The organism is Sphingopyxis sp. DBS4 (assembly GCF_024628865.1).
GTDB lineage: Bacteria > Pseudomonadota > Alphaproteobacteria > Sphingomonadales > Sphingomonadaceae > Sphingopyxis.
This window is the reverse complement of sequence record NZ_CP102388.1, coordinates 26619-48303: the sequence shown is the minus strand read 5'-3', so window position 1 is coordinate 48303 and position 21685 is coordinate 26619. Positions and strand designations below refer to the sequence as shown.

General features: G+C 60.7%; 23 protein-coding genes and 1 pseudogene. 11 read left to right on the top strand and 13 right to left on the bottom strand.

The genetic code is table 11. The features are described 5' to 3' along the window. Positions 1-68: 68 nt before the first annotated feature. From istA to NP825_RS23300, 8 genes are all read left to right on the top strand, one after another. On the top strand, positions 69-1520 hold the full coding sequence (istA, locus tag NP825_RS23335) for an IS21 family transposase (protein ID WP_206378527.1): 1452 nt from the start codon (positions 69-71) through the stop codon (positions 1518-1520). After that, positions 1517-2284 (top strand): IS21-like element ISSsp5 family helper ATPase IstB, encoded by a 768-nt coding sequence (gene istB / locus NP825_RS23330; protein ID WP_063142326.1) that lies wholly within the window; start codon positions 1517-1519, stop codon positions 2282-2284. Before istA ends, istB begins: the two co-directional genes overlap by 4 nt. Positions 2285-2356: 72 nt before the next feature. Further along, a complete protein-coding gene (locus NP825_RS23325) occupies positions 2357-2851 on the top strand; it encodes a TlpA disulfide reductase family protein (RefSeq protein ID WP_257551876.1) in 495 nt (164 codons plus the stop codon). After that, positions 2848-3477 carry a DsbA family protein gene (locus tag NP825_RS23320; protein WP_048939562.1) on the top strand — a complete coding sequence of 210 codons (630 nt, stop codon included), beginning with the start codon at positions 2848-2850 and terminating at the stop codon, positions 3475-3477. The genes NP825_RS23325 and NP825_RS23320 overlap by 4 nt, the downstream gene beginning before the upstream one ends. Positions 3478-3530: 53 nt before the next feature. After that, complete coding sequence (locus tag NP825_RS23315; RefSeq protein WP_234415796.1) at positions 3531-4121, top strand: DsbA family protein; 591 nt, start codon at positions 3531-3533, stop codon at positions 4119-4121. A 44-nt stretch (positions 4122-4165) separates the two neighbouring features. Continuing rightward, on the top strand, positions 4166-5032 hold the full coding sequence (locus NP825_RS23310) for an MBL fold metallo-hydrolase (RefSeq protein ID WP_257551875.1): 867 nt from the start codon (positions 4166-4168) through the stop codon (positions 5030-5032). A 288-nt stretch (positions 5033-5320) separates the two neighbouring features. Further along, positions 5321-5539: a helix-turn-helix domain-containing protein gene (locus NP825_RS23305; RefSeq protein ID WP_226998764.1), complete on the top strand. Its 219-nt coding sequence runs from the start codon at positions 5321-5323 to the stop codon at positions 5537-5539. A 147-nt stretch (positions 5540-5686) separates the two neighbouring features. After that, entirely contained in the window at positions 5687-5836 is a 150-nt protein-coding gene (locus tag NP825_RS23300; protein ID WP_006954178.1) for a hypothetical protein, read from the top strand. Positions 5837-5846: 10 nt separating this feature from the next. Here NP825_RS23300 and NP825_RS23295 read toward each other — a convergent pair whose 3' ends face one another. The 9 genes and pseudogenes from NP825_RS23295 to NP825_RS23255 all read right to left on the bottom strand — a co-directional run bounded on the left by NP825_RS23295 (position 5847) and on the right by NP825_RS23255 (position 14101). Continuing rightward, positions 5847-6011 (bottom strand): hypothetical protein, encoded by a 165-nt coding sequence (locus NP825_RS23295; RefSeq protein WP_019053931.1) that lies wholly within the window; start codon positions 6009-6011, stop codon positions 5847-5849. 217 nt (positions 6012-6228) lie between these two features. After that, positions 6229-6933 (bottom strand): DNA adenine methylase, encoded by a 705-nt coding sequence (locus NP825_RS23290; RefSeq protein ID WP_014194362.1) that lies wholly within the window; start codon positions 6931-6933, stop codon positions 6229-6231. Positions 6934-7081: 148 nt separating this feature from the next. Further along, the gene (locus NP825_RS23285) at positions 7082-8158 is read right to left on the bottom strand and encodes a hypothetical protein (RefSeq protein WP_014194363.1); all 1077 of its coding nucleotides are present in this window, start codon (positions 8156-8158) and stop codon (positions 7082-7084) included. A gap of 507 nt (positions 8159-8665) precedes the next feature. Then, on the bottom strand, positions 8666-8902 hold the full coding sequence (locus tag NP825_RS23280; RefSeq protein ID WP_041734157.1) for a hypothetical protein: 237 nt from the start codon (positions 8900-8902) through the stop codon (positions 8666-8668). An 18-nt stretch (positions 8903-8920) separates the two neighbouring features. Then, positions 8921-9490: pseudogene (locus tag NP825_RS23275) on the bottom strand (SprT-like domain-containing protein); the annotation flags it as partial. 55 nt (positions 9491-9545) lie between these two features. Further along, positions 9546-10310 (bottom strand): IS6-like element IS6100 family transposase, encoded by a 765-nt coding sequence (locus NP825_RS23270; RefSeq protein ID WP_001389365.1) that lies wholly within the window; start codon positions 10308-10310, stop codon positions 9546-9548. Continuing rightward, complete coding sequence (locus NP825_RS23265) at positions 10276-10563, bottom strand: dioxygenase (protein WP_257551901.1); 288 nt, start codon at positions 10561-10563, stop codon at positions 10276-10278. The genes NP825_RS23270 and NP825_RS23265 overlap by 35 nt, the downstream gene beginning before the upstream one ends. A 26-nt stretch (positions 10564-10589) precedes the next feature. Continuing rightward, positions 10590-12398 carry an FAD-dependent monooxygenase gene (locus NP825_RS23260; protein ID WP_257551899.1) on the bottom strand — a complete coding sequence of 603 codons (1809 nt, stop codon included), beginning with the start codon at positions 12396-12398 and terminating at the stop codon, positions 10590-10592. A gap of 245 nt (positions 12399-12643) precedes the next feature. Next, the gene (locus tag NP825_RS23255) at positions 12644-14101 is read right to left on the bottom strand and encodes a TonB-dependent receptor (protein WP_257551897.1); all 1458 of its coding nucleotides are present in this window, start codon (positions 14099-14101) and stop codon (positions 12644-12646) included. Between NP825_RS23255 and NP825_RS23250 the strand changes: the two genes are divergently transcribed. Beyond that, the gene (locus NP825_RS23250) at positions 14084-15790 is read left to right on the top strand and encodes a sigma-54-dependent Fis family transcriptional regulator (protein ID WP_257551896.1); all 1707 of its coding nucleotides are present in this window, start codon (positions 14084-14086) and stop codon (positions 15788-15790) included. The two genes, NP825_RS23255 and NP825_RS23250, sit on opposite strands and share 18 nt — an antisense overlap. A gap of 106 nt (positions 15791-15896) precedes the next feature. Here the strand turns inward: NP825_RS23250 and NP825_RS23245 are convergent, their stop codons facing one another. The 4 genes from NP825_RS23245 to NP825_RS23230 form a co-directional block, all read right to left on the bottom strand. Then, positions 15897-16373 carry a MarR family winged helix-turn-helix transcriptional regulator gene (locus NP825_RS23245; protein ID WP_257551895.1) on the bottom strand — a complete coding sequence of 159 codons (477 nt, stop codon included), beginning with the start codon at positions 16371-16373 and terminating at the stop codon, positions 15897-15899. Positions 16374-16847: 474 nt separating this feature from the next. Beyond that, positions 16848-17915, bottom strand: a complete 1068-nt coding sequence (locus NP825_RS23240) for a maleylacetate reductase (protein ID WP_257551894.1) — start codon at positions 17913-17915, stop codon at positions 16848-16850. Between the two features lie 157 nt (positions 17916-18072). After that, positions 18073-18837 (bottom strand): IS6-like element IS6100 family transposase, encoded by a 765-nt coding sequence (locus tag NP825_RS23235; protein WP_001389365.1) that lies wholly within the window; start codon positions 18835-18837, stop codon positions 18073-18075. Positions 18838-18948: 111 nt separating this feature from the next. Then, entirely contained in the window at positions 18949-19713 is a 765-nt protein-coding gene (locus NP825_RS23230) for an IS6-like element IS6100 family transposase (protein WP_001389365.1), read from the bottom strand. A gap of 174 nt (positions 19714-19887) precedes the next feature. Here NP825_RS23230 and andAc point away from each other — a divergent pair, with 174 nt between their 5' ends. After that, positions 19888-21183 carry an anthranilate 1,2-dioxygenase large subunit AndAc gene (gene andAc, locus NP825_RS23225; protein ID WP_257551905.1) on the top strand — a complete coding sequence of 432 codons (1296 nt, stop codon included), beginning with the start codon at positions 19888-19890 and terminating at the stop codon, positions 21181-21183. After that, positions 21180-21656 (top strand): anthranilate 1,2-dioxygenase small subunit AndAd, encoded by a 477-nt coding sequence (gene andAd / locus NP825_RS23220; protein WP_072598895.1) that lies wholly within the window; start codon positions 21180-21182, stop codon positions 21654-21656. Before andAc ends, andAd begins: the two co-directional genes overlap by 4 nt. Positions 21657-21685 lie beyond the last annotated feature (29 nt).

Below are 21685 nucleotides of genomic sequence, written 5' to 3'. Positions count from 1 at the left end.
GTCAGGGAGGTGTGGGGATCTACAGCGTGGAACTTTATCTTCAGGTCCGTCTGGCTTGCGCGGATGGCATGAGCCAACGGGCGGCGGCGAAGCGTTTCAATGTGTCGCGCGAAACGGTACGCAAGATGCTGTCGTTTTCATCGCCGCCGGGTTACCGGCGCCAGTCCGTACCGCAGCGCCCGAAGCTGGACGGGTTTGTGGCGATCATTGATGGATGGCTTGAGGGTGACCGCAGTGTCCCGCGCAAGCAACGCCATACGGCGAAGCGGGTATTCGACCGTTTGCGCACCGAGCATGGTTTCACCGGCGGCTATACGATCATCAAGGATTACATCCGGGAGCGCGAACAGCGCAGCCGGGAGATGTTCGTGCCGCTGGCGCACCCTGCGGGAGATGCGCAGGCCGATTTCGGGGAAGCGCTGGTGGAGATCGGCGGGGTGGAGCAGAAGGCCTACTTCTTCGCGCTCGATCTGCCGCACAGTGATGCCTGCTATGTGCGGGCCTATCCGGCGGCGGTGGCGGAGGCCTGGGTGGACGGACACGTGCATGCCTTCGCGTTTTTCGGCGCGGTACCGCGCTCGATCGTCTATGACAACGATCGCTGCCTTGTGACGAAGATCCTGCCCGACGGCACGCGGCAGCGTGCCACGCTGTTCAGCGCTTTCCTGTCACATTACGTGATCCGCGACCGCTATGCTCGCCCGGGCAAGGGGAACGAGAAAGGCAATGTGGAGGGGCTGGTAGGCTATTGCCGGCGCAACTTCATGGTGCCGATCCCGAAGTTCCCGACCTGGGAGGCGTTCAACCTGTGGCTGGAGGAGCAATGCCGCAAGCGCCAGCAGGACAAGGTGCGCGGGCAGAGCGAGACGATCGGTGAGCGGCTGCAGCGCGATCTCGCGGCCATGCAGCCTCTGCCCGCTACACCCTTCGAGGCCTGCGATCAGAAAGGCGGGCGGGTCTCCTCGCAATCCCTGGTGCGCTACAGGACCAACGATTATTCGGTTCCGGTGGCCTGGGGCCATCAGGAGGTCTGGATCAGGGCCTATGTCGATGAGGTGGTGATCGGCTGCCGCAGCGAAGTCATCGCCCGTCATCCTCGTTGCTATGCCCGCGAGGAGGTTGTCTTCGACCCGCTCCATTATCTCCCGCTGATCGAGCAGAAGATCAACGCATTCGACCAGGCTGCGCCTTTGCAGGGCTGGGACCTGCCCGAAGCGTTCACGACACTGCAGCGGTTGATGGAAGGGCGCATGCACAAACATGGCAGGCGCGAATATGTGCAGGTACTGCGCCTGCTGGAAACGTTCACCCTCGCCGATCTCCAGGCGGCGGTCGAACAGGCCATCGATCTTGGCGCCATCGGCTTCGATGCCGTCAAGCACCTCGTCCTGTGCCGGATCGAACGCGTACCGCCCAGGCTGGACCTGGACGTCTATCCCTTCCTGCCACGCACCACGGTCGAGAAGACCTTTGCCAGAGCCTATCTGAGCCTGCTCTCCGACCGGCAGGAGGCCGCATGAGCGATCAGGCCCCGGAGATCCTTCTCGCTCACCATCTCAAGGCGCTCAAGCTGCCTACGTGCCTGCGTGAGCATCACAATCTCTCGCGGCAATGTGCCGCTGAAGGCGTCGATCATATCCGCTTCCTCGCCCGCCTCGTCGAGATGGAAATGATCGACAGGGAGCGTCGCATGGTCGAGCGGCGCATCAAGGCCGCGCGCTTCCCCGCCGTCAAAAGCCTCGACAGCTTCGACTTCGCCGCCATCCCCAGGCTCAACAAGATGCAGGTGCTCGAGATGGCGCGCTGCGAGTGGATCGAGCGGCGTGAGAACGCCATCGCTCTGGGGCCATCAGGCACCGGAAAGACGCACGTAGCGTTGGGGCTCGGACTGGCAGCATGCCAGAAAGGACTGTCGGTGGGCTTCACCACCGCGGCAGCGCTGGTCAGCGAAATGATGGAGGCCCGCGACGAGCGCCGTCTTCTGCGCTTCCAGAAGCAGATGGCCGGATACAAGCTGCTCATCATCGACGAACTGGGCTTTGTGCCGCTCTCCAAGACCGGCGCCGAACTGTTGTTCGAGCTGATCTCCCAGCGTTACGAACGCGGCTCCACCTTCATCACCAGCAACCTGCCCTTCGACGAATGGACCGAAACCTTCGGATCTGAGCGTCTCACAGGCGCGCTCCTCGATCGCCTGACCCATCACGTCAGCATCCTCGAGATGAACGGCGAAAGCTATCGCCTCGCGCACAGCCGGGCCCGCAAGGCCAAAACCAGACCCTGAAAATTACACCAATGCCGGGGGGAGTGGCCCTCGGGCTACGCCCTCACGCCACTCCCCCCGGCATGTAACACGATGGCCTGGTTTTACGCCGCCGAATGGCCGACTTTTGCTCCGCCGTTGACACTTCAGGCGCTGATCCCGCCCGTGACCTACGGCCCCTTTCCCTATCATCTCGCCTTAACGACGCCATCCGGCGCTCCGCTCCCGCTTGATCGATTCCGGGGTCGTCCCTTCGTGGTCAATCTGTGGGCGACATGGTGCGGCCCATGCCGGCGCGAGCTGCCAATGCTCGATGCTGCTGCGTCGCGCCGTGGAGAGGTGCCGATTCTGCTCGCCGATCAGGGTGAGGCGCCGGCGACCGTTACCCGGTTCCTTACCCGCGAAGGCATCGGTGCTGGCAACGTCGCGCTTGATCCCGACCGTAGGCTTTCCCGAGCCTTCGAGGTCGCCGGCTATCCCGCAACCGCCTTCGTCGCCGCGGATGGCACGATCGTGCAGCTCCAGCTCGGAGAGTTGTCGCGCGCCGCGCTCGCCGATGGAATTGATAAGGCAAGGAAACATCGATGAACCGCCGCAACCTTCTCTTTCCCGGCATTCTAGCCGCGCTTGCTTTTGCCGTGCCGATGACACCTGCGGTCGGGCAGCAGCAGCCTGATTTGTCGCGCAAGGCAGTCATCGACGATCCCGTAGCCCCCAAGCGGGCCGGCACAGCCTATGACGTCACCGTTGTCGAGTTCTTCGACTACAACTGCCCCTATTGCCGTCGCATGGAGCCGGTGCTGAACGCGCTGCTTCGCTCCGACCCGAAGGTGCGGATCGTGTATCGGGACTGGCCGATATTCGGACCCGCCTCCCGCGAGGCGTCCCGGGCGGCCGTCGCGAGCCAGTGGCAAGGCAGGCATGCCGCCTTCCATGGAGCGCTGCTTGCCTCACCGGCGCGGCTCGACAGCGCCGCTATCAGGGCAGCTGCTGTGAAAGCCAAGGTGGATTGGCCGCGTCTGCAACGTGACCTGAAGACGCGTGGCGCGGAGATCGATGCGCTGCTGACGCGCACCAATGGCATTGCCGAGGCGATCGGATTTAACGGGACCCCGGCGCTGATCGTCGGCTCGCAGGTCGTGGCCGGCGCGGTCGATCTACCAACACTGCGCCGCCTCGTCGCAACGGCGCGCAGCAAGCCCGCAGGGCGTTGAGCGTGCCGGGGCCACTCAATCGGAGGCAGGCAGTCGGGCTCGGCGCTGTAGTCGTGGGGGGCTGGGCGGTCGGACAGGTACTGCGACGCACCGCCCCGATTGGGCGTGACGTTGGTCCAACCGCCGACCTGATCCTGGCAGGCGGCAGTTCGCCTGAACACGGTCCTGCCGATGCGACGCTGCGGCTTGCCGTCTTCACCGATTATCGTTGCCCGGCCTGCCGTCACGCCTTCCCCGCGTTGGAAGAGGCCGTGCGACGCGATGGCAAAGTTAGGGTCATCTACAAGGATTGGCCGATCTTCGGTCCACCGTCTGAACGTGCCGCGAGCGTTGCGCTCAGCTGTGCCGAACAGGGCATCTACCCGGTCGTCCATCGCCAGCTGATGGCCGACAACCGTACGATTGACGACGACATGCTGCGGGACGTCGTAATCGGCGCTGGCGGTGACTGGCTGAGCGCAACGACGTGGCTTGCTTCGCATGCACAGGCTGTCGCGGCGCGCCTGCGTGCGAACGGCCAAGAGGCCTATTCGATCGGCTTGGCCGGCACCCCGGGCTTTCTTGCCGGACGCATGCTGGTGATGGGCGCGATCGATCCGGGTGATTTCGAGCGGTTGTTCGCGCGGGCGCGGGCAGAAAGCTAACAGAGCGAAAGGATGAAAACATGATTGAGTATAAGCACGATGGTATGACCGTTGCGTCGCTCCATGACGAACGCACTGGTAGCTTCCAATATGTTGTCGTCGACGACACTACGAAGACGGCCGCGATCATCGATCCAGTCCTGGATTTTGACCCGCGCGCTGGCGCGACCGCGACCCGCAACGCCGATCTTATCCTCGACTATGTGCGCGAGAAGGGGCTGACCGTCGAATGGGTGCTCGACACCCACCCACACGCCGATCATTTTTCGGCCGTTCCGTACCTCGCCGGCAAGACCAGTGGCAAAACCGCGATCGGCAACAAGGTCGTGGAAGTGCAAAAGCTGTGGCGGGACATCTACTGCCTGCCCGATCTCGCCGTCGACGGCAGCCAGTGGGACCGGTTGTTTGCGGATGGCGAGCGTTTCCGGATCGGCACGCTCGATGCTCATGTCATGCTGTCGCCGGGCCATACGCTTGCCTCGATCACTTATGTCGTCGGTGACGCCGCGTTCGTTCACGATACGCTGATGGTTCCCGATAGTGGCACAAGCCGAGCGGACTTCCCGGGTGGTGATGCTCATTCGCTGTGGTGCTCGATCCGCGCCATCCTCGATCTGCCACCCGAAACCGCAACCTATGTTGGGCATGACTATGGCAAGGATGGCAGGGACGTACTTGGTCGCTCGACCGTCGCCGATCAGCGTCGCGACAACATCCATGTTCACGATGGCATCGACGAAGCCGAGTTCGTCGCGACCCGCGAGAAACGCGACGCATCGCTCCCACTACCCGACCTGATGCTCGCCGCGCTTCAGGTGAACATACGTGGCGGCCGGCTGCCGGATGCGGACAAGTGTGGGACGGCGTTTCTCAAGGTGCCTCTGAACCGGTTTGGACCTGGTGCTTCATAGCTCAGTCCGCGCTAGGGCAGCTGCTGTTTCAAGTGTCAGAACCGAACGGTTATGACCCTCGGAGGGCGGCGGTATTCGACCATGCCGGCTCGGAAAGCTGCCCGGGCGCTAACCACCGCTTTTTGCCGTCCGTAAGCCAACGGATCAGCATTGCGCGTCGGTCGCACCGAATGTGGTTTCTGTCTCACGGAGCGTGCGTTCCCCGCATCGATCCGTCTCACGCAATGCGAGCCGAAAACCGCCCTATATTGCAGTTCCGGGCGATCATCATTGCGAGCCGCTACAGATATGGCGCACCCGTTGAGCAAATTATTCGGGAAGCGGTTGAGGGCGCGGAGGCAGGCCCTCAAAATGTCGCAAGCGATGCTGCATGAGCAAACCGGCGTCACGGCTTCCTACATTTCGTTTATCGAGAACGGGAAGGCCAATCCGACCTTGGATGTTATGGCGCAGCTCGCGGACGCGATCGGGTGCCCTGTCTCGGAAATGTTGGCCGCTGAAGCATAGTCGCCGCTGTCTATGTGCTGCAGCATAGCCGCCCGCGTCTATGTCGCCGGTGGCATAGACGTTCCCGTCTATGATGCGGGCCGGTGAAGCCTCCTTGCTGGCTTAGGAGGTTGCAGCATCGAGCCGGAGCCGTAATCATCCGGTGCCATGAAGGAATGGCCCGATCCGAACGACGATACCGGCAGCGACTTGCTTATCCACATCGAGTTTTGGGGATTGCTGGCGCTTACCGGGCTTGCCTTCCTCGCGGGCGTTGGGCCGCCGATCGTCCGCTTTGTCCGTTCAGTCATCGGATAGGCGCGCACGCCTATGATGCTGTCCCGTGGCGGGGAACAATGTAGGCCCATATGCCGCCTTGGCTCGCCCACTCTGGATGCGAATAATTATAGGCCATCATGGCGAGCGTGAACAGCAGCAGCAGAAGCGCCGACAAATCGCCGCGCGAAAAGGGCCTGTTGTTATCGCCGTTCATCGCCTCTTTTGACACAGGAGCGGTAATCGGACCCTTGCCCGCCTTGGTTAAATGTTGGTGGACGAGCTGGGGGCGCAAAAAGATGGACCCGACAGCTAATGCAGCCGGGTCCAGTGAAAGAACCTAAATGATCGAGAAAGGTTCTTCGGGTCGCAGGGCTGATCTAGGATGCTTTGGTTAATCATTTCACAACGGCAACGAGTGCGGTGCTGGCCTGCTATGAGTCCACTTCCAGCAGCGCGGCGAGGATCGCAATTCGCTCGCCCGCAGGCAGCTCGCTAAACATGCGTTTCCAACGTGCCGCCTTGCGCTTGATCCTCTGGCGATCGGTGAAATCCACCCCGGCATGGGTGGCCCAATGCGCCGCATCGGGCGCATAGTTCATCCATAGACATTCGGTGCGCGGCCCGCCTCGCGTCATGGCCTGATAGGACAGGACGCGCCAGCGCGGCGCGGGCAGCAGCTCGCTATACAGGGACGAGGGATAGCCTGAAATCATCACCGAGGCGGGCAGCGCATCGAGGACGGCCAGCAGTTCCCTATGGTCCGCGTCCGTATAGTCATAGCGGTAGCGCGTGCCCGGATGGGAGCGCGTGGCGAGGACATAGGGCGGATCAGCATAGATCAGCACGCGCCCAGCGGCCGAAAAGTCGAAATCGCGCAGGAAGGCGAGGCAATCGACGTTGTAGGTTTCGACGGCCGCGCCATCGAACGCGCTCGATTCCTCTGCCGCGATCGAGCCGAAGCACTCAAAGGTAGCCGGATCAATTTCGAGGCCGATCGAGCGGGCAGCGGGAGGCTTGCGCCGGAGGACGATGCCGGAGCCTAGATGCGTCTCAATGTAGGTATCGTGCGGCGGCATATTGGCAATCACAGCCTGATATGCGCCCGAAACCTGTTTCGAGCCGAGATAGCCGGTCATGGCACCTACTGGAAAAGAAGGGGCAGGCGGGGGAAGCGTCCCCCTGCGATCGGGCCGCCCAGCGTCCCGCTCGACCCCCACAGCAAGGGGCCAGCCCCTCGCAACGCTCCCCGGCTAACACCAAACGGAAGGTTGGGGCTGGGGGCGTTCATCTGGAACGCCGGGGCGACGGCGGCTTAGGCAGGCCGTGGCCGATTTCGTTGGATTTGGTTTTGCCGTCGCCTTCGCTCTGGCCTGTTTTGAGGGCGTCGGAGAGTCCGGCGAGCGAGCTTCCCCGCGCCGCGTTCAGGAGAGACGTTCGGCCACTTTCCGGCGTAGCTTTTCGTCCGTCGCCATGTGCGAGGCTCCCACCAACATCAGGGCCTCCAATCGCGTAAAGTTGCCCGTGGGGAGACTGTCCTTTGAATTGGAGGGCGCAATCGGCGCTGACGCGGCCGAGCTGGTTGAGCCGGTCGAACTCTCTTTCAAGCCTTTCTTGGACAGGTCCATTTTCCAATTCCTTCCGCCAGATATTTACACCGTCCATGCCTTCTAGGCGATGAACATTCGCACGATCGCGCACGTCATGGACCGCAACCGAAATCTGATCGCCAAAGCGACCTAGAAGGGCCTCTAGGCCGTCAGGCGTGCCCTCCTGAATACGCACCATCACGGCCGCGCTCGCGCCCCTGCCCAGCTCCTCAAAGCGTTGGAACGTGTGCGCAAGCGCCTCCTCTGGCCGAGGCAACACCGCTATTACCCCGACTCTGCATCCGGCGCTCAATGCCTGTTCGACCTTGGCGATGCTCGCTTGCGGATCGACAAGCTGGCCCTCAAAGATCGCGCGCACGTCACGGCCGAGCCGGTTTCCTTCATGCAGCGCCGCATACTGGATTTCAGAGGTTTTCCCGGCCCCCGGCATCCCGGTTACGAACAGCACCAGGTTGCGGGCCGGATCGGAGCTATCGGCTACTACGCGCCGGTATTGTTCGGCCGCCAGAACGGCCGCGGCATTGTGGACGGGCGCGTTGTATCGGCCGCGGGCCTCTCTTGAGGCGGTATATTCGGGAAGCAGCTCCTTCATGGCGTCCGCACAGACGTAGCGCCCCCCGAAAGTGCCGGGTCGGGCCGCATAGTCTGTCAGGAACCGTTCGGGCGCAGCTTGCACGGCATCGACCACGCGCCGTTGCACGTCCGCGCGATCGGCGTCCGCGAACTCCAATACCCTGATAGGTTCCAATGCCATCCCGCTTCCTCTGTCAGATCCGGCATAGACGCAGGCGTCTATGAGAACCAGAACTATTTGTTGGAGCGTGGTCTAGCACGAATATAAGAAAGCCCGACACAGGGCCGGGCTTTCGCACTTTCGGACACAACGGCGGGTTGTGCGCGACCCGAAAGCAGAGTTGTTGCAGAACCGTATCGGGCAGGCACGGCGCTGGCAAGGCGAAGGAGCTGCGCCCGCGCGATATGCCCAGCCTTTATCGTCGGCAGGCTGTTAATCATGGTGTGCAACGGAAACTTACCATTCATCGTGCAGCGCGAGATTCATGGATAGCGATCCCGGAGAAGCGCGAAGGCTGCACGCGGTTGAGAACCGCGCGATGGCGCGCCGCATTGAGGCGGAGCGTTGGAAAGCTCTATGGGATGAGGCCCACCCCGCAGCGACGGAGGCCCCGGCCCCGGACCATGCAGCTCCCGACAAACCGAGCCGCTTGCGCTCGATATTAACGCTATTCCGAAGGGATGGCCTCTAGTCTCGCTTTTGACGCTGTTCAGGCTGGCCTAAAATGTGATCGTTGATGGTCACAACGGCAAGCGGGATCAGGTTGAATAGCTGGTAGGCGCAGATCGCGCCGACAAAGAACACCAGAAGCGGGTGTGCCTCAACCAGATCATAGTTGGCCCGGACAAAAACTGTCCCCGCTGCGAAGGCGAGGACATAGAGGATCATCGTCAAAGCCCCGTCGAATAGGCTGCGCATCGTCATGGGCTGATCCTAGCCCCTTTATTCGACAGGGGCGAGGGGCGCGCTGGCGCAATCGTCGCCACCGCACAGGAGCCGCAGCGCGGGCTTGCCCCATGCCTGCACGCCGCATGTAGGGCAGCGATATTTGATCCGGTTCGATCGGTTCCCCGTGGCGGGCTGAAGCACGTCCGCCAGATGGCCGCCGGCAGCGCCGGCGCCGGCGCCGGCGTCGATCGCCGGCGTCGGCATGATGGCCGGGAACCGATCGACCCACGAAATGCGGAAATTCTGCGTCAACAGGGCATCCGTGGCGAGCATGAAGGGGCCGCCCGGAATGGCATAGTCGGCCATTTTCTGCCCTGTCCTAGCGCCTCCGGGCTGGCCCGTGCTGGACGGCATGAGGCCGATCGCTTCCATTTTGTCGGCCCATTCCCGGTTATGATAGCCGGAGCGCGACGGGTTGCCGAAATGGAACTGCCATGCGTGGACCATTTCATGCGCTACGGTTTGGAGGACTTCGAGCAGGGGGACCACGGCGAAATATGCCGGGTTGATGGCGATTTCGTCGGTCTTGCTCTTGTCGTGATGATGCACGAACCGTTCCGATGAGGGCTCTGTTGCAAAGATTGGCGGCAGTCAGAGGTAGGCTGTCGCTCTGCGCCGATCAGGCGGCTGCTGCGAAATGGTGGTTGAGCATGCCCATGGCCTCCGTCAGCGCCGAGGGCCCAATGCCAAAAGCTCTCTCCACAAGGCGCACCTCGCCCCTGATGCCGGGCTGCAGGCACCAGGGGCGAGCCTGTCCTTTGCGCAGGGCTCGCATGACTTCGAATCCCTTGATCGTGGCATAGGCCGTGGGGATCGATTTGAAACCGCGCACCGGCTTGATCAGTATCTTGAGCTTTCCGTGATCGGCCTCGATCACGTTATTGAGATACTTCACCTGCCGGTGGGCCGTCTCCCGGTCCAGCTTTCCTTCGCGCTTCAATTCGGTGATCGCTGCACCATAGCTCGGCGCTTTGTCGGTATTGAGCGTGGCAGGCTTTTCCCAGTGCTTCAGGCCTCGCAGGGCCTTGCCCAGGAACCGCTTCGCTGCCTTGGCGCTGCGGGTCGGCGACAGGTAGAAATCGATCGTGTCGCCCCGCTTGTCGACTGCCCGGTACAGGTAGGTCCACTTGCCCCGCACCTTGACGTAGGTTTCATCCAGGCGCCAGCTCGGATCAAAGCCACGCCGCCAGAACCAGCGCAGCCGCTTCTCCATCTCCGGGGCGTAGCACTGGACCCAGCGATAGATCGTCGTATGGTCGACCGAAATGCCGCGTTCCGCCAGCATTTCCTCAAGGTCGCGATAGCTGATCGGATAGCGACAATACCAGCGCACCGCCCACAGGATCACATCACCCTGGAAATGGCGCCACTTGAAATCCGTCATCGTTCCGTCCGTCCAATCTCCGCCAAGCATGCTCAAGCTTCACGATTTTTGCAACAGAGCCCTTGTTCTCGATTTCGACGATCGTCGAGTTCAGAAACACGTCGAGCAAAAGCGGAATCTCGCCAGATTTCTGGGTTTCGATCATATGAGCGAAGCCTGCGCGATACTCGTCGAATGTGACGTCATGCTTGATCAATTGTTCTCGAATGGCATTCACGATATCCATCGTGATTTCTTTGACTCGATTACCCATTCTCTCTCATCCTTTTCGGCCTTCAATTACGCCACTTTGGTTTGGCGTTCGGACGCAGGCTTCGCCAGAATTCGGGATATCGCCGACATCAGATTATCTTGCGCTCCTTCGCTCCATTCATGAGCCCTCCAGCCCACATAGACATCGGGGCGGACCAACAGAGCGCCGCTATCGGAGACTTCGCGGATCGCGGCGAAATCACCGTAGACATCCTGATAACGCTGACCGGGACCGATAATATGGACGGTAATTGGAACACCGGTCGCTTTCGAAACCGCCTCGGCGGCATCGATCCAACCGCGACCGCTCGGCCCGGTGAATAGGCAGAAGTTTCCATGTCCGGCTATATAGAGCGTCGATACCAGTTTTTGATCTTCCGACACCCAGGCATGCGGTAGACGCGCGCCGGGTTCGCTGCTGATGTGAACGGCGATCTCTGGATTGCCGTTAAAGGTCTGGACCGGCGTGTTTCCTGGCACCACGGCATCGGACTGGTAGCGCTGGTTTAGCTCGATGCCGGGATTGTCGAAGACGTCGTGCGATCCTTCGAGCGCCTGTCGCAGAGCCGAGCGGCGTTCAACGGCCTCGCCAGACGGGTCGGCCAGCGCGTCGATGTTCTTCACCATCTGCGCCGGGTCCTTCGTGTCGAATAGCCCGAGTGCGCCGAGAATCGGCGGGAAGGTGGTCACCGAGCGGTTTGCCCCCAGCACAGTCTGCTTTGCCACGGGAGCGCGTTCGGCCGAATAGGTTTCGAGAATTTCGGGGCCGGCGTCCCCTTTAAGAACAGCGGCCATCTTCCAGGAAAGGTTGTAGGCATCCTGGATCGAGACATTTGACCCGAGGCCTTTTGTCGGGGGATGCCGATGAACCGCATCTCCCATACAGAAAACGCGTCCGTTGCTCAGCTTGGTCGCGTAGAATTCGTTCACTGTCCAGTAGGAGACGGAGTCGATGCGAACATCGACCGAGGCGTCGCCGATCAGATTGTGTACGATCTGGCGCGCGGCATGATCGTCCAAGTCGGGTTGCCCGTCATTCAGATCATACCCCCAGATCGTCAGCCAACGATGCCAGGGCCGAACCATGCGCACGGTGCCAATCCCGAGTCCGCCGACGTCGGAACCGGTTTGAACAACCCAGTAAAGCACACTGGGACGATGCGCGACGAATTTAGTCAAATCCGCATCGAAGACGATGTTGATCGAGCCCGCTTTTCCCATCTGGCCTTCGAACGGCAGTTCGGCTTGTTCGGCGACCTTGGAATTGGCCCCGTCCGCGCCGATCAGGAATTTCGAGCGCACCTTGAATGTTACGCCGGTGGTACAATTGAGCAGCGTCGAGGTGACGCCTTCGCCGTCTTGTTCGAAGGACAGGAACTCGGTGTGGTTCAGCACCTCCGCGCCGCTATGGGCCGCAGAACCGATCAGAATATTTTCCATATAGTTCTGGGGCAAATCAATGAACTTCTCGGGCGAGGCCGAGGCATAGTCCAGTGCGCGATCAGGCTTTACACCCCAGGTCCGAATACGCCCCAGCTCCTCACCGGCAAGGCTGGTGCAGTAGGTGTTCTCGCCCATCAGATCGAAAGGCGTGCCATAAAGCTTGGCATCGTCGCTGACGCCGAGGTCGGTGAGTACCTCCAGCGTACGCGGATTGGTAATATGCGCGCGGGGGGTCCGTGCGGTCCATCCGAATTTATTGATGACCATCGGCTTGATCCCGAGCCTGGCCAATGACAGCGCCGCAGTTGATCCCGCCGGCCCAGTCCCCACAATCAGAACTTCGCGCTGAAGCGTGATATCAGAACCATTCAACGCTTCGATTTTTTCAGGCATTTTTCTCTCCATATTGTGAATTTCTATTTCCTTGTTCGCTGAACGGCTTTCGGATGCGTGACCGCCCCATGACTAGGTGCATCGATTCCAAACACGCATCAGTCACGATAGCTTGCGGACACTTCGACCGGGCGATCGCGGGGTTCTCGACATTTGTCACGTGGGCCGTCTTTCTCGATGCTTTGACAGGGGAAGTTGGACGCGGCGCCCGGCAAGCGAGTTAGCCGGACGCCGGGCCTCGCCAGCTAGAAGTTGAACCCGAACCGGAGATACCATTCACGGGGCCGGCTATAGACGCCCGAGATGGCGCCCGAAGCCGCGATAGCGCTTCCCGACGAGAGATAGCGTTCGTTCGACAGGTTCGTACCGCCGAGCGTAACCGTATAGCGGCTCGAGGCATCCTCGAAAGCTATGCTGGCATTGAACAGGTTCGTGGACGGGCGGTACAGCACGAGAGTCCGCTCGACATTGTTCCACATGTGGGCGGTATAGGTCCAATCTCCGAGAAGCGTGATCTTGGCCCCGCCTGCAAGCGGCAGTTCGAGGCGCGGACTGACGTTGATCTTCCACTCCGGCGTCTTGGGAAGTTCGCCGCCGACCAGTGCCCCGGCCTGAAATCCGGCGATCGCACCGCTCGTGACCGCGACGGCCGGGTCGAGCCGTGTGTAGTAGGCGTCGAGATACCCAACCGACGCGTTGATCGAGAAGCCGTCGAACGGCACCGCATTGGCCTCGATCTCGAAGCCCTTGATGCGCGCATCGCCGACATTGTCGATCGTCGGCGACGTCCCGACCTGATAGTTCAGCTGAATGCCGGAATATTTGGTGGTGAATACGGCGGCGTTGAGTTGAAGGTGCCGATCGAGGAGAGTCGATTTGACTCCCAGTTCGAAGGTCGTCGCCTTCTCCGGTTCGTAACTCGCAGCGGCGGTCTGGGGGGTCGTGAAGCGCGTCGTCCAGCCACCCGTTTTGTAGCCCTTCGACCACGAACCATAGATCATGATGTCGTCGCTCGGGTGGACCTGCACGCCGAGCTTCGGCGAGAAGTTATTGAACGTCAGGCGATTGATTCCGCCGGGGTAGAAGCGCAGCGGGTTGGCATCGCTGGGATAGCCGATTGCGACCCGGCACGATGGCGATCCCGGTCCGGCGATCGGCGCATCCGGCGTGACGTTTCCGTTTGCGTCATAGCAGCCTGCGAGCTTGTATTCGCTTCGCGGCGAGAGACGCTCGACGATCAAGAGCGGGTCGCCAAGAATGAATTCGAAGTCGCGCCTGAGCGCGGTGGGGCGGATGCTAGCCCGCCCCCTTCGCGCGATGTCGACATGCGCATCGCGGAGTTCCGGCACGGTGCCACGTTGAGTGGACTTAAGACCACGTTTCTCTCCCTTGGCGGGACCCGCCGTCCCATCACCGAAATTATTCTGCGGAATGGCGCATGCCTCAAAGCCGCTTTTCATTTTCGCCGAAATTTTAATCAACCTTTTGATATAACGATTAAATATAGTCTCTTCGACGCCCCAAGGCTCGTGCTGCATTGCAGCATAGTTTGCGATTTGATGAAATTCCTCCTCCCAGAACTTGATCAAATGATGAGGTGGAGCCAACGCGCGACTATCTCGATTGATTTCCTCCCGGCTGCACCTCAAACTGGCGGCGGAAACATAAAATGTCGGGACGAGAAAATGGCCAGCGCGACCCAAGCACCGGAACCCAGCACGATCGCACGGTTCAACATCGAGGGCTTATCGGCCCGAATCCGGTTCAATCCCGAGGAGGGGCGGATCTGGCTTCAGGGACAGCGGATGGTGCTGCTCCATCTCTCCGCGCTCGCAAGCCTCCGGCGCGAACTTATCGACCGGCTTGGCAGCGACGCTGCCGATACGGTTTTGTTTCGCGTCGGGTATGCTTCGGGGACGGGCGATGCTGCGGTTGCTTCTGAGGCAAAGCCGCTGATGGACATCAAGGAGGCCTTCATGGCCGGTCCGCTTCTTCACTCGATCGAGGGAATGGCCGGCGTCGAGACGGTACGCGTCGACGTCGACGAGCAAACTGGCGATCTCAGCGGGGAATGGCTTTGGCTCAATTCCGCAGAGGTCGAAGCGCACCTGGACTTTCACGGGATGAGCGCAAAGCCGGTGTGCTGGACCCTTGTCGGCTACGCCTCGGCGTTTACCAGTGCTTTTCTCGGGCGCCCGATCATCTTTCGAGAAGTCGAGTGCAAAGCCATGGGCGCTCCCCACTGCCGCGTCGTTGCACGGCCCGCAGAACAGTGGGATGACAAGGGCGTCACGGACATGCACCTCGACATCGAATTGGCCACGCTGGCCGAGGAGGCGGATGGCGGCTGGAAGATAACCGACGACGACAAGCCGTCAGGCGAGGACAGGCCCGAACGGCTCGTCGGCATTTCGCCTGCTTTCGTTTCACTGATGCAGCAGATCAAGTTGGTGGCACCCACCGACTGCTCGGTACTCCTAATTGGCGAGCCCGGCGTAGGCAAGAAGAGCTGCGCACGCCTATTGCATCAGGAAAGTGCCAGATCGCGAAAGCAGCTGATCTTCTTCAACTGCGCTGCGCAAAGAGGCCAGCAGCTCGACACCGATCTTTTCGGCGTTGAAAAATCGTCTTCCGGCGCCGGAAGACAGGGAAAGATCGAGCGCGCGCATGGCGGTACGATTTATCTGGAGGATGTGCATCATCTCGATCATCTGGCGCAGACGAAGCTGCTGGCCGTGCTGCAGAACGCAAGCGTCGAAAGAATGGGAGCGACCCATGCCCGCCCAGTCGACGTGCGCATTGTCGCGTCTGCCAACGGGGACCTGACGGAAGCCCTTCGTACCGGCAGGTTCCGCGGCGACCTTTACTACCGCCTTGCTGTCATTCCGGTGATCGTTCCGTCGCTCCGCGAGCGCAGGAACGACATCCCGTATCTAATCCGGCATTTCTACGAGCGGTTCGGCCGCAAGTATAAACGCGGTCAGAAGCGCTTCAGCATGGACGCCGCGAGCTTCCTGCTAACGCACGATTTCCACGGCAATGTCAGCGAACTTGAAAGCATGCTCGAGCGAGGGATGATCCTTTCGCGCGAACGTGACATCATCGGCATCAGCGACCTCGCCTCACCAACCGAGACCGAATTGTCATGCTTTCTCAGCCTGTCGAAAAACGGCATTCCGGAGCGCAGACCGGCCCACGATTCGGGCGATCATGGCGAGGCCCTTCTCGACGAACTCCTTGAGCGCGACTTTGATTTCGAGCGGTTCGAACGCGATCTCATCGGACGCGCCGTCGATCGCTCGAACGGGAACTTGAGTCGGGCCGCGAAGTTGATAGGCATTACCCGCGCGCAACTATCGTATCGCTACAAGAAATTGTTCGAGACCGATTGAGCGAAGAATTGAGCGACCAGCGACGCTTCACCCGGTCAGGCATAGTCGAACGGGAACGGACAGCGGACAAAGGTCAATATTAGAATGATGGCGGCCTGCGTATCTGTTACTGCTTCAAAGCGCCAAACACTTGAGTGAGTGTCGCTACGAGAGCTTTTGTCTCCTCTATCGGAACATTGCCGAACGCGCGTTCAAAGGCCCGATGCGAAATGCTCCAGGCGTCGGCTCTCGCTTTCACCCCTAGCGGCGTGAGCCTGACTTCGGTCACGCGTCCGTCACTTTCGCGCGGGCTGCACTCGACCAGTCCTTCTGCTTGCATGCGCTGGATGATCTTGGTCATGGTCGAGAGTTTGGCAATTGCATGGTCGGCGAGCTCGCTGACGCTTGCGCCATGATCCTTGCCAAGGAACATGAGCACGCGCCAACTCGGTATATCGAGACCGATCCGCTTCAACTGTCCTTCGCTCTGGGCCAGATACAGGCTGACGACGCGGGTTAGCCAGTAGATTGGCCATTCCTCGATCTTGAACTTGTCCTCTTCAAGTTCATAAGAATCTTCATCTGTGTTTATACTTGTCGCCATTCATAATCCGATGCGATGTGACCAATTGAGGCAGAAGGCTTCGCCCTCGCAAGAATATGGTAAGTTGGAGCGAATCTGTGATGGACGAGACCATACAGCGAATATCGCCAGATGAGATGCGATAGTTGGTTAACCGTCCGCGGTGCCTGGTCCGGCATTGGGTCGCTTGCTGCAGGCGTTCCGAGAACGTAACGGCGATCGTAGAGAGCGGTTCGCGAGGGCCGGCGTTTGATGTCGTTCCATGGTTCCGGCATGGGTCAGAGGATCATCGTCGGCAACCGCCCGGCCTCATTTAGGAAAGTGGCGTCGATGACCTGGCGCGAACCGCCTTGCCCGTTTCCGGCGTCCAATATCGCGCTACCGATTAGCAGGTTTATTGCCCCGTCTCGCAGATAGCTATGGGGGTCCGTCAGCGCTTCGGCTCGGGCCTCCCCGATGTCGGCCCTATTTACGAGCAGCGGCATCGAATTCCTTTCATTCGGCGACCGGGCGATCGCCGCCCCATGCCCGGCGCAGCAAAGCCTCGATGGCGATGGCATCGGGGGTGCGGGGATTGGCATAGGGGTTGGCAGTGGCTTGCACCACGGCACGGGCGATACCCTCCTCGGGCATGCCGATATCCTTCAAACGGGTCGGTCCGCCCAAAGCGGCGATTTGGTCGAACAAAAAGCCACCGGGCTCGGCGTCGCAGCCGAGAGCCATTCTAATTCGACGATCGATGTCCGGTATGCTTGACGCATTGAATGCCAAAACATGGGGGATGAGCACGGTATGCAGCTCGGCATGGGGCAAGTCGAAACTGCCGCCCAATACATGAGCCAGCTTGTGATGCAGGCCCATGGTGGTTGCGCCCAGACACGCACCACATAACCAAGCGCCACGGAAGAGATCGGCGAGCGCCTGACCATCGCCCGATAACTCGCCCAGCCGCGTCAGCGCCGGAAGCATCAGGCGAATCCCCTCCACCGCCATCAAATCGATGACCGGCGTCGCATCGGGGGCATAAAGCGCCTCGACGGCGTGAGCGAGCGCATTCATTCCGCTCGTGATCCGTGCCGCTTGGGGTAATGTCCGCGTCAGGTCGACATCGTAAATAACCGTCGCTGGCAGGATCGCGTCATCGCGCCGCGTGGTCTTTTGGCCACCCTCGGTCTCGCCGAGAATCGGGGTCATTTCCGACCCCGAATAGGTAGTGGGGATCGTGAGATGCGGCCAGCCTGTTCTTATCGACAGCGCCTTGCCGAGGCCGATCGTCGACCCGCCGCCGATACTCAAAACAGAGTCCGCGCCCAAGGCGCGCGCGGTCGCCATCGCATCGGTTGTGATTTCGACCGGCGTGTGCATTCTTGCCACCGGCAGATGACCAACCGCAGGCGTGCCGATCCGGCGAGCAATAGCTTCACCCGATTGCACCTGTTCCGGCGTGGTGAGAATGACTGTTCGCTTGACGGCGAGTGCCGCCAGCTCGTCTGCGACCCGGTCCAGCACGCCGCTGCCGAACAGCACCCGCTGGGCTTTAAACTGGTGAATGAAGTCGATCATGACAATTCGATCATCACATATTCGCGAAAGGACTCGCGCTGCTGAAGAAGGTCCAACCATCGCCGCAGCTGAGGGGTCGGCGCGCCTCGGTCGAGATCCATTTGGCTCTGTTGCAAAGATTGGCGGCAGTCAGAGGTAGGCTGTCGCTCTGCGCCGATCAGGCGGCTGCTGCGAAATGGTGGTTGAGCATGCCCATGGCCTCCGTCAGCGCCGAGGGCCCAATGCCAAAAGCTCTCTCCACAAGGCGCACCTCGCCCCTGATGCCGGGCTGCAGGCACCAGGGGCGAGCCTGTCCTTTGCGCAGGGCTCGCATGACTTCGAATCCCTTGATCGTGGCATAGGCCGTGGGGATCGATTTGAAACCGCGCACCGGCTTGATCAGTATCTTGAGCTTTCCGTGATCGGCCTCGATCACGTTATTGAGATACTTCACCTGCCGGTGGGCCGTCTCCCGGTCCAGCTTTCCTTCGCGCTTCAATTCGGTGATCGCTGCACCATAGCTCGGCGCTTTGTCGGTATTGAGCGTGGCAGGCTTTTCCCAGTGCTTCAGGCCTCGCAGGGCCTTGCCCAGGAACCGCTTCGCTGCCTTGGCGCTGCGGGTCGGCGACAGGTAGAAATCGATCGTGTCGCCCCGCTTGTCGACTGCCCGGTACAGGTAGGTCCACTTGCCCCGCACCTTGACGTAGGTTTCATCCAGGCGCCAGCTCGGATCAAAGCCACGCCGCCAGAACCAGCGCAGCCGCTTCTCCATCTCCGGGGCGTAGCACTGGACCCAGCGATAGATCGTCGTATGGTCGACCGAAATGCCGCGTTCCGCCAGCATTTCCTCAAGGTCGCGATAGCTGATCGGATAGCGACAATACCAGCGCACCGCCCACAGGATCACATCACCCTGGAAATGGCGCCACTTGAAATCCGTCATCGTTCCGTCCGTCCAATCTCCGCCAAGCATGCTCAAGCTTCACGATTTTTGCAACAGGGCTCTGTTGCAAAGATTGGCGGCAGTCAGAGGTAGGCTGTCGCTCTGCGCCGATCAGGCGGCTGCTGCGAAATGGTGGTTGAGCATGCCCATGGCCTCCGTCAGCGCCGAGGGCCCAATGCCAAAAGCTCTCTCCACAAGGCGCACCTCGCCCCTGATGCCGGGCTGCAGGCACCAGGGGCGAGCCTGTCCTTTGCGCAGGGCTCGCATGACTTCGAATCCCTTGATCGTGGCATAGGCCGTGGGGATCGATTTGAAACCGCGCACCGGCTTGATCAGTATCTTGAGCTTTCCGTGATCGGCCTCGATCACGTTATTGAGATACTTCACCTGCCGGTGGGCCGTCTCCCGGTCCAGCTTTCCTTCGCGCTTCAATTCGGTGATCGCTGCACCATAGCTCGGCGCTTTGTCGGTATTGAGCGTGGCAGGCTTTTCCCAGTGCTTCAGGCCTCGCAGGGCCTTGCCCAGGAACCGCTTCGCTGCCTTGGCGCTGCGGGTCGGCGACAGGTAGAAATCGATCGTGTCGCCCCGCTTGTCGACTGCCCGGTACAGGTAGGTCCACTTGCCCCGCACCTTGACGTAGGTTTCATCCAGGCGCCAGCTCGGATCAAAGCCACGCCGCCAGAACCAGCGCAGCCGCTTCTCCATCTCCGGGGCGTAGCACTGGACCCAGCGATAGATCGTCGTATGGTCGACCGAAATGCCGCGTTCCGCCAGCATTTCCTCAAGGTCGCGATAGCTGATCGGATAGCGACAATACCAGCGCACCGCCCACAGGATCACATCACCCTGGAAATGGCGCCACTTGAAATCCGTCATCGTTCCGTCCGTCCAATCTCCGCCAAGCATGCTCAAGCTTCACGATTTTTGCAACAGAGCCCATCCAGCGAACCACGGTTCTTCAAGGCAGCGTTATATTCGGACCAATTGGTCGTGCGATACTTCGGTGGCGTGGGTCTGGGCATCCCGCCCACCTATGACATCCGATTCCTCATGAGAATCCAGTATGTTCATTATGCAACAAAGCCAGTGGGACTTGTGAACGCCGAAGCACTTACTTTTCCAAGGAACGATGGTTCTCGCGTTCCTTATACTGTGTTCAGCAGTCAGGAAATCTACGATCGAGAGCAGGAGCGCATCTTCCGCGGGCCTGTGTGGAACTTCCTCGGACTCGAAGCCGAAATCCCGAACCCGCACGATTTCAAGCGCACCTTTGTCGGCGACACGCCGGTGGTCATGACGCGCTGCGCGGACGGCAGCCTCGCCGCCTGGGTCAATCGCTGCGCCCATCGCGGCGCGGAAGTGTGCCGCGCCAATCGCGGCAACGCCCAGACGCATGATTGTGTCTATCATCAGTGGAGCTACGCGCCCAATGGCGATCTGATCGGCGTCCCGTTCCGCCGTGGCCAGAAAGGCGCCTGCGGCATGCCGGCCGACTTCAAGCCCGCCAACCATGGGTTGCAGAAGCTTCGCGTCGACAGCTATCGCGGACTGGTCTTCGCGACCTTCAGCGAAGAGGCGGTGCCGCTTCCGGACTTTCTCGGTCCGATCATGCGGCCCTATATCGACCGCCTCTTTCACAAGCCGGTGGTCTATCTCGGCTGCACGCGGCAATATTCCAGCTCGAACTGGAAGCTCTATTTCGAGAATGTGAAGGACGCCTATCACGCCAGCCTCCTTCACCTGTTCCACACCACCTTCAACATCTACCGGGTCAGCGCGAAGCTGGTTCTCAAGCCTGACACCGATGGCCTGAGCAGCGTGTTCTTCGCCGCCAAGGGCGACGAAAACGAAGCGGTCGATGCCTATAAAGCACAGAATATCCGCACCTTCGCCGATGGCTTCCGTCTGGAGGATGATTCCGTGCTCGGCCTCATCAAAGAATATGACGAGGTGACGACCAACCACATCCAGGCGATCTTCCCCCAGCTTGTCCTCCAGCAGATCCACAACACCCTCTGCGCGAGGCAGCTCCTGCCCAAGGGTCCGAGCAACTTCGAACTGGTATTTCACTTCTTCGGCTACGAGGACGACACGCCGGAGCTACGCGCGCTCCGCATCAAGCAAGCCAATCTGGTCGGCCCCGCCGGCTACATCTCCATGGAAGATACTGAGGCGACCGAGCTGGTCCAGCGCGGCACGGCCACGGCGCCGAACGCCTTTTCCGTGCTCGACATGGGGCGCGGCGCCGAAGGGAACGAAAGCTCGACGATATCGGAGCACATGATCCGCGCCTTCTGGCAGGGCTATGCCAAGATCATGGATCTCCCGGTGGAGGATGTCCAATGAACCAGGCGATCGCACTGCGCTCGGAGATCCAGGAGCTGCTCGATTCCTATGTCGAGACGATCGACAATGACGATCTGGAGGCTTGGCCGGACCATTTCACCGACGATTGCCTCTATGAGATCATCCCCAAAGAGAATGTGGATTTCGACCTCCCGGCGCCGCTGATCCGGTGCGAGAACAAGCACATGCTGCGCGATCGTGTCACAGCCTTGCGGAACGCGAACATCTACCCGCCGACGATCTACCGCCATTTCGTGTCGGGACTGAAGATTTCGCGCCATCAGGGCGATGAGGTCGAGTTCACCGCGAACTACCTGGTCATGTCGACCGGCCTCGAAGGCGAGACGAAGATCTATCAGGCCGGCCGCTATGTCGATCGCGCCGTTCGCCTCGACGGCCGATGGCGGTTCGCGAGCAAGCGCGCGATCTTCGACACGAGCCGCGTGGCGACGCTGCTGGCCCTGCCGGTCTAGCGTAGATACGAAATCCGTATGGCTAGGCG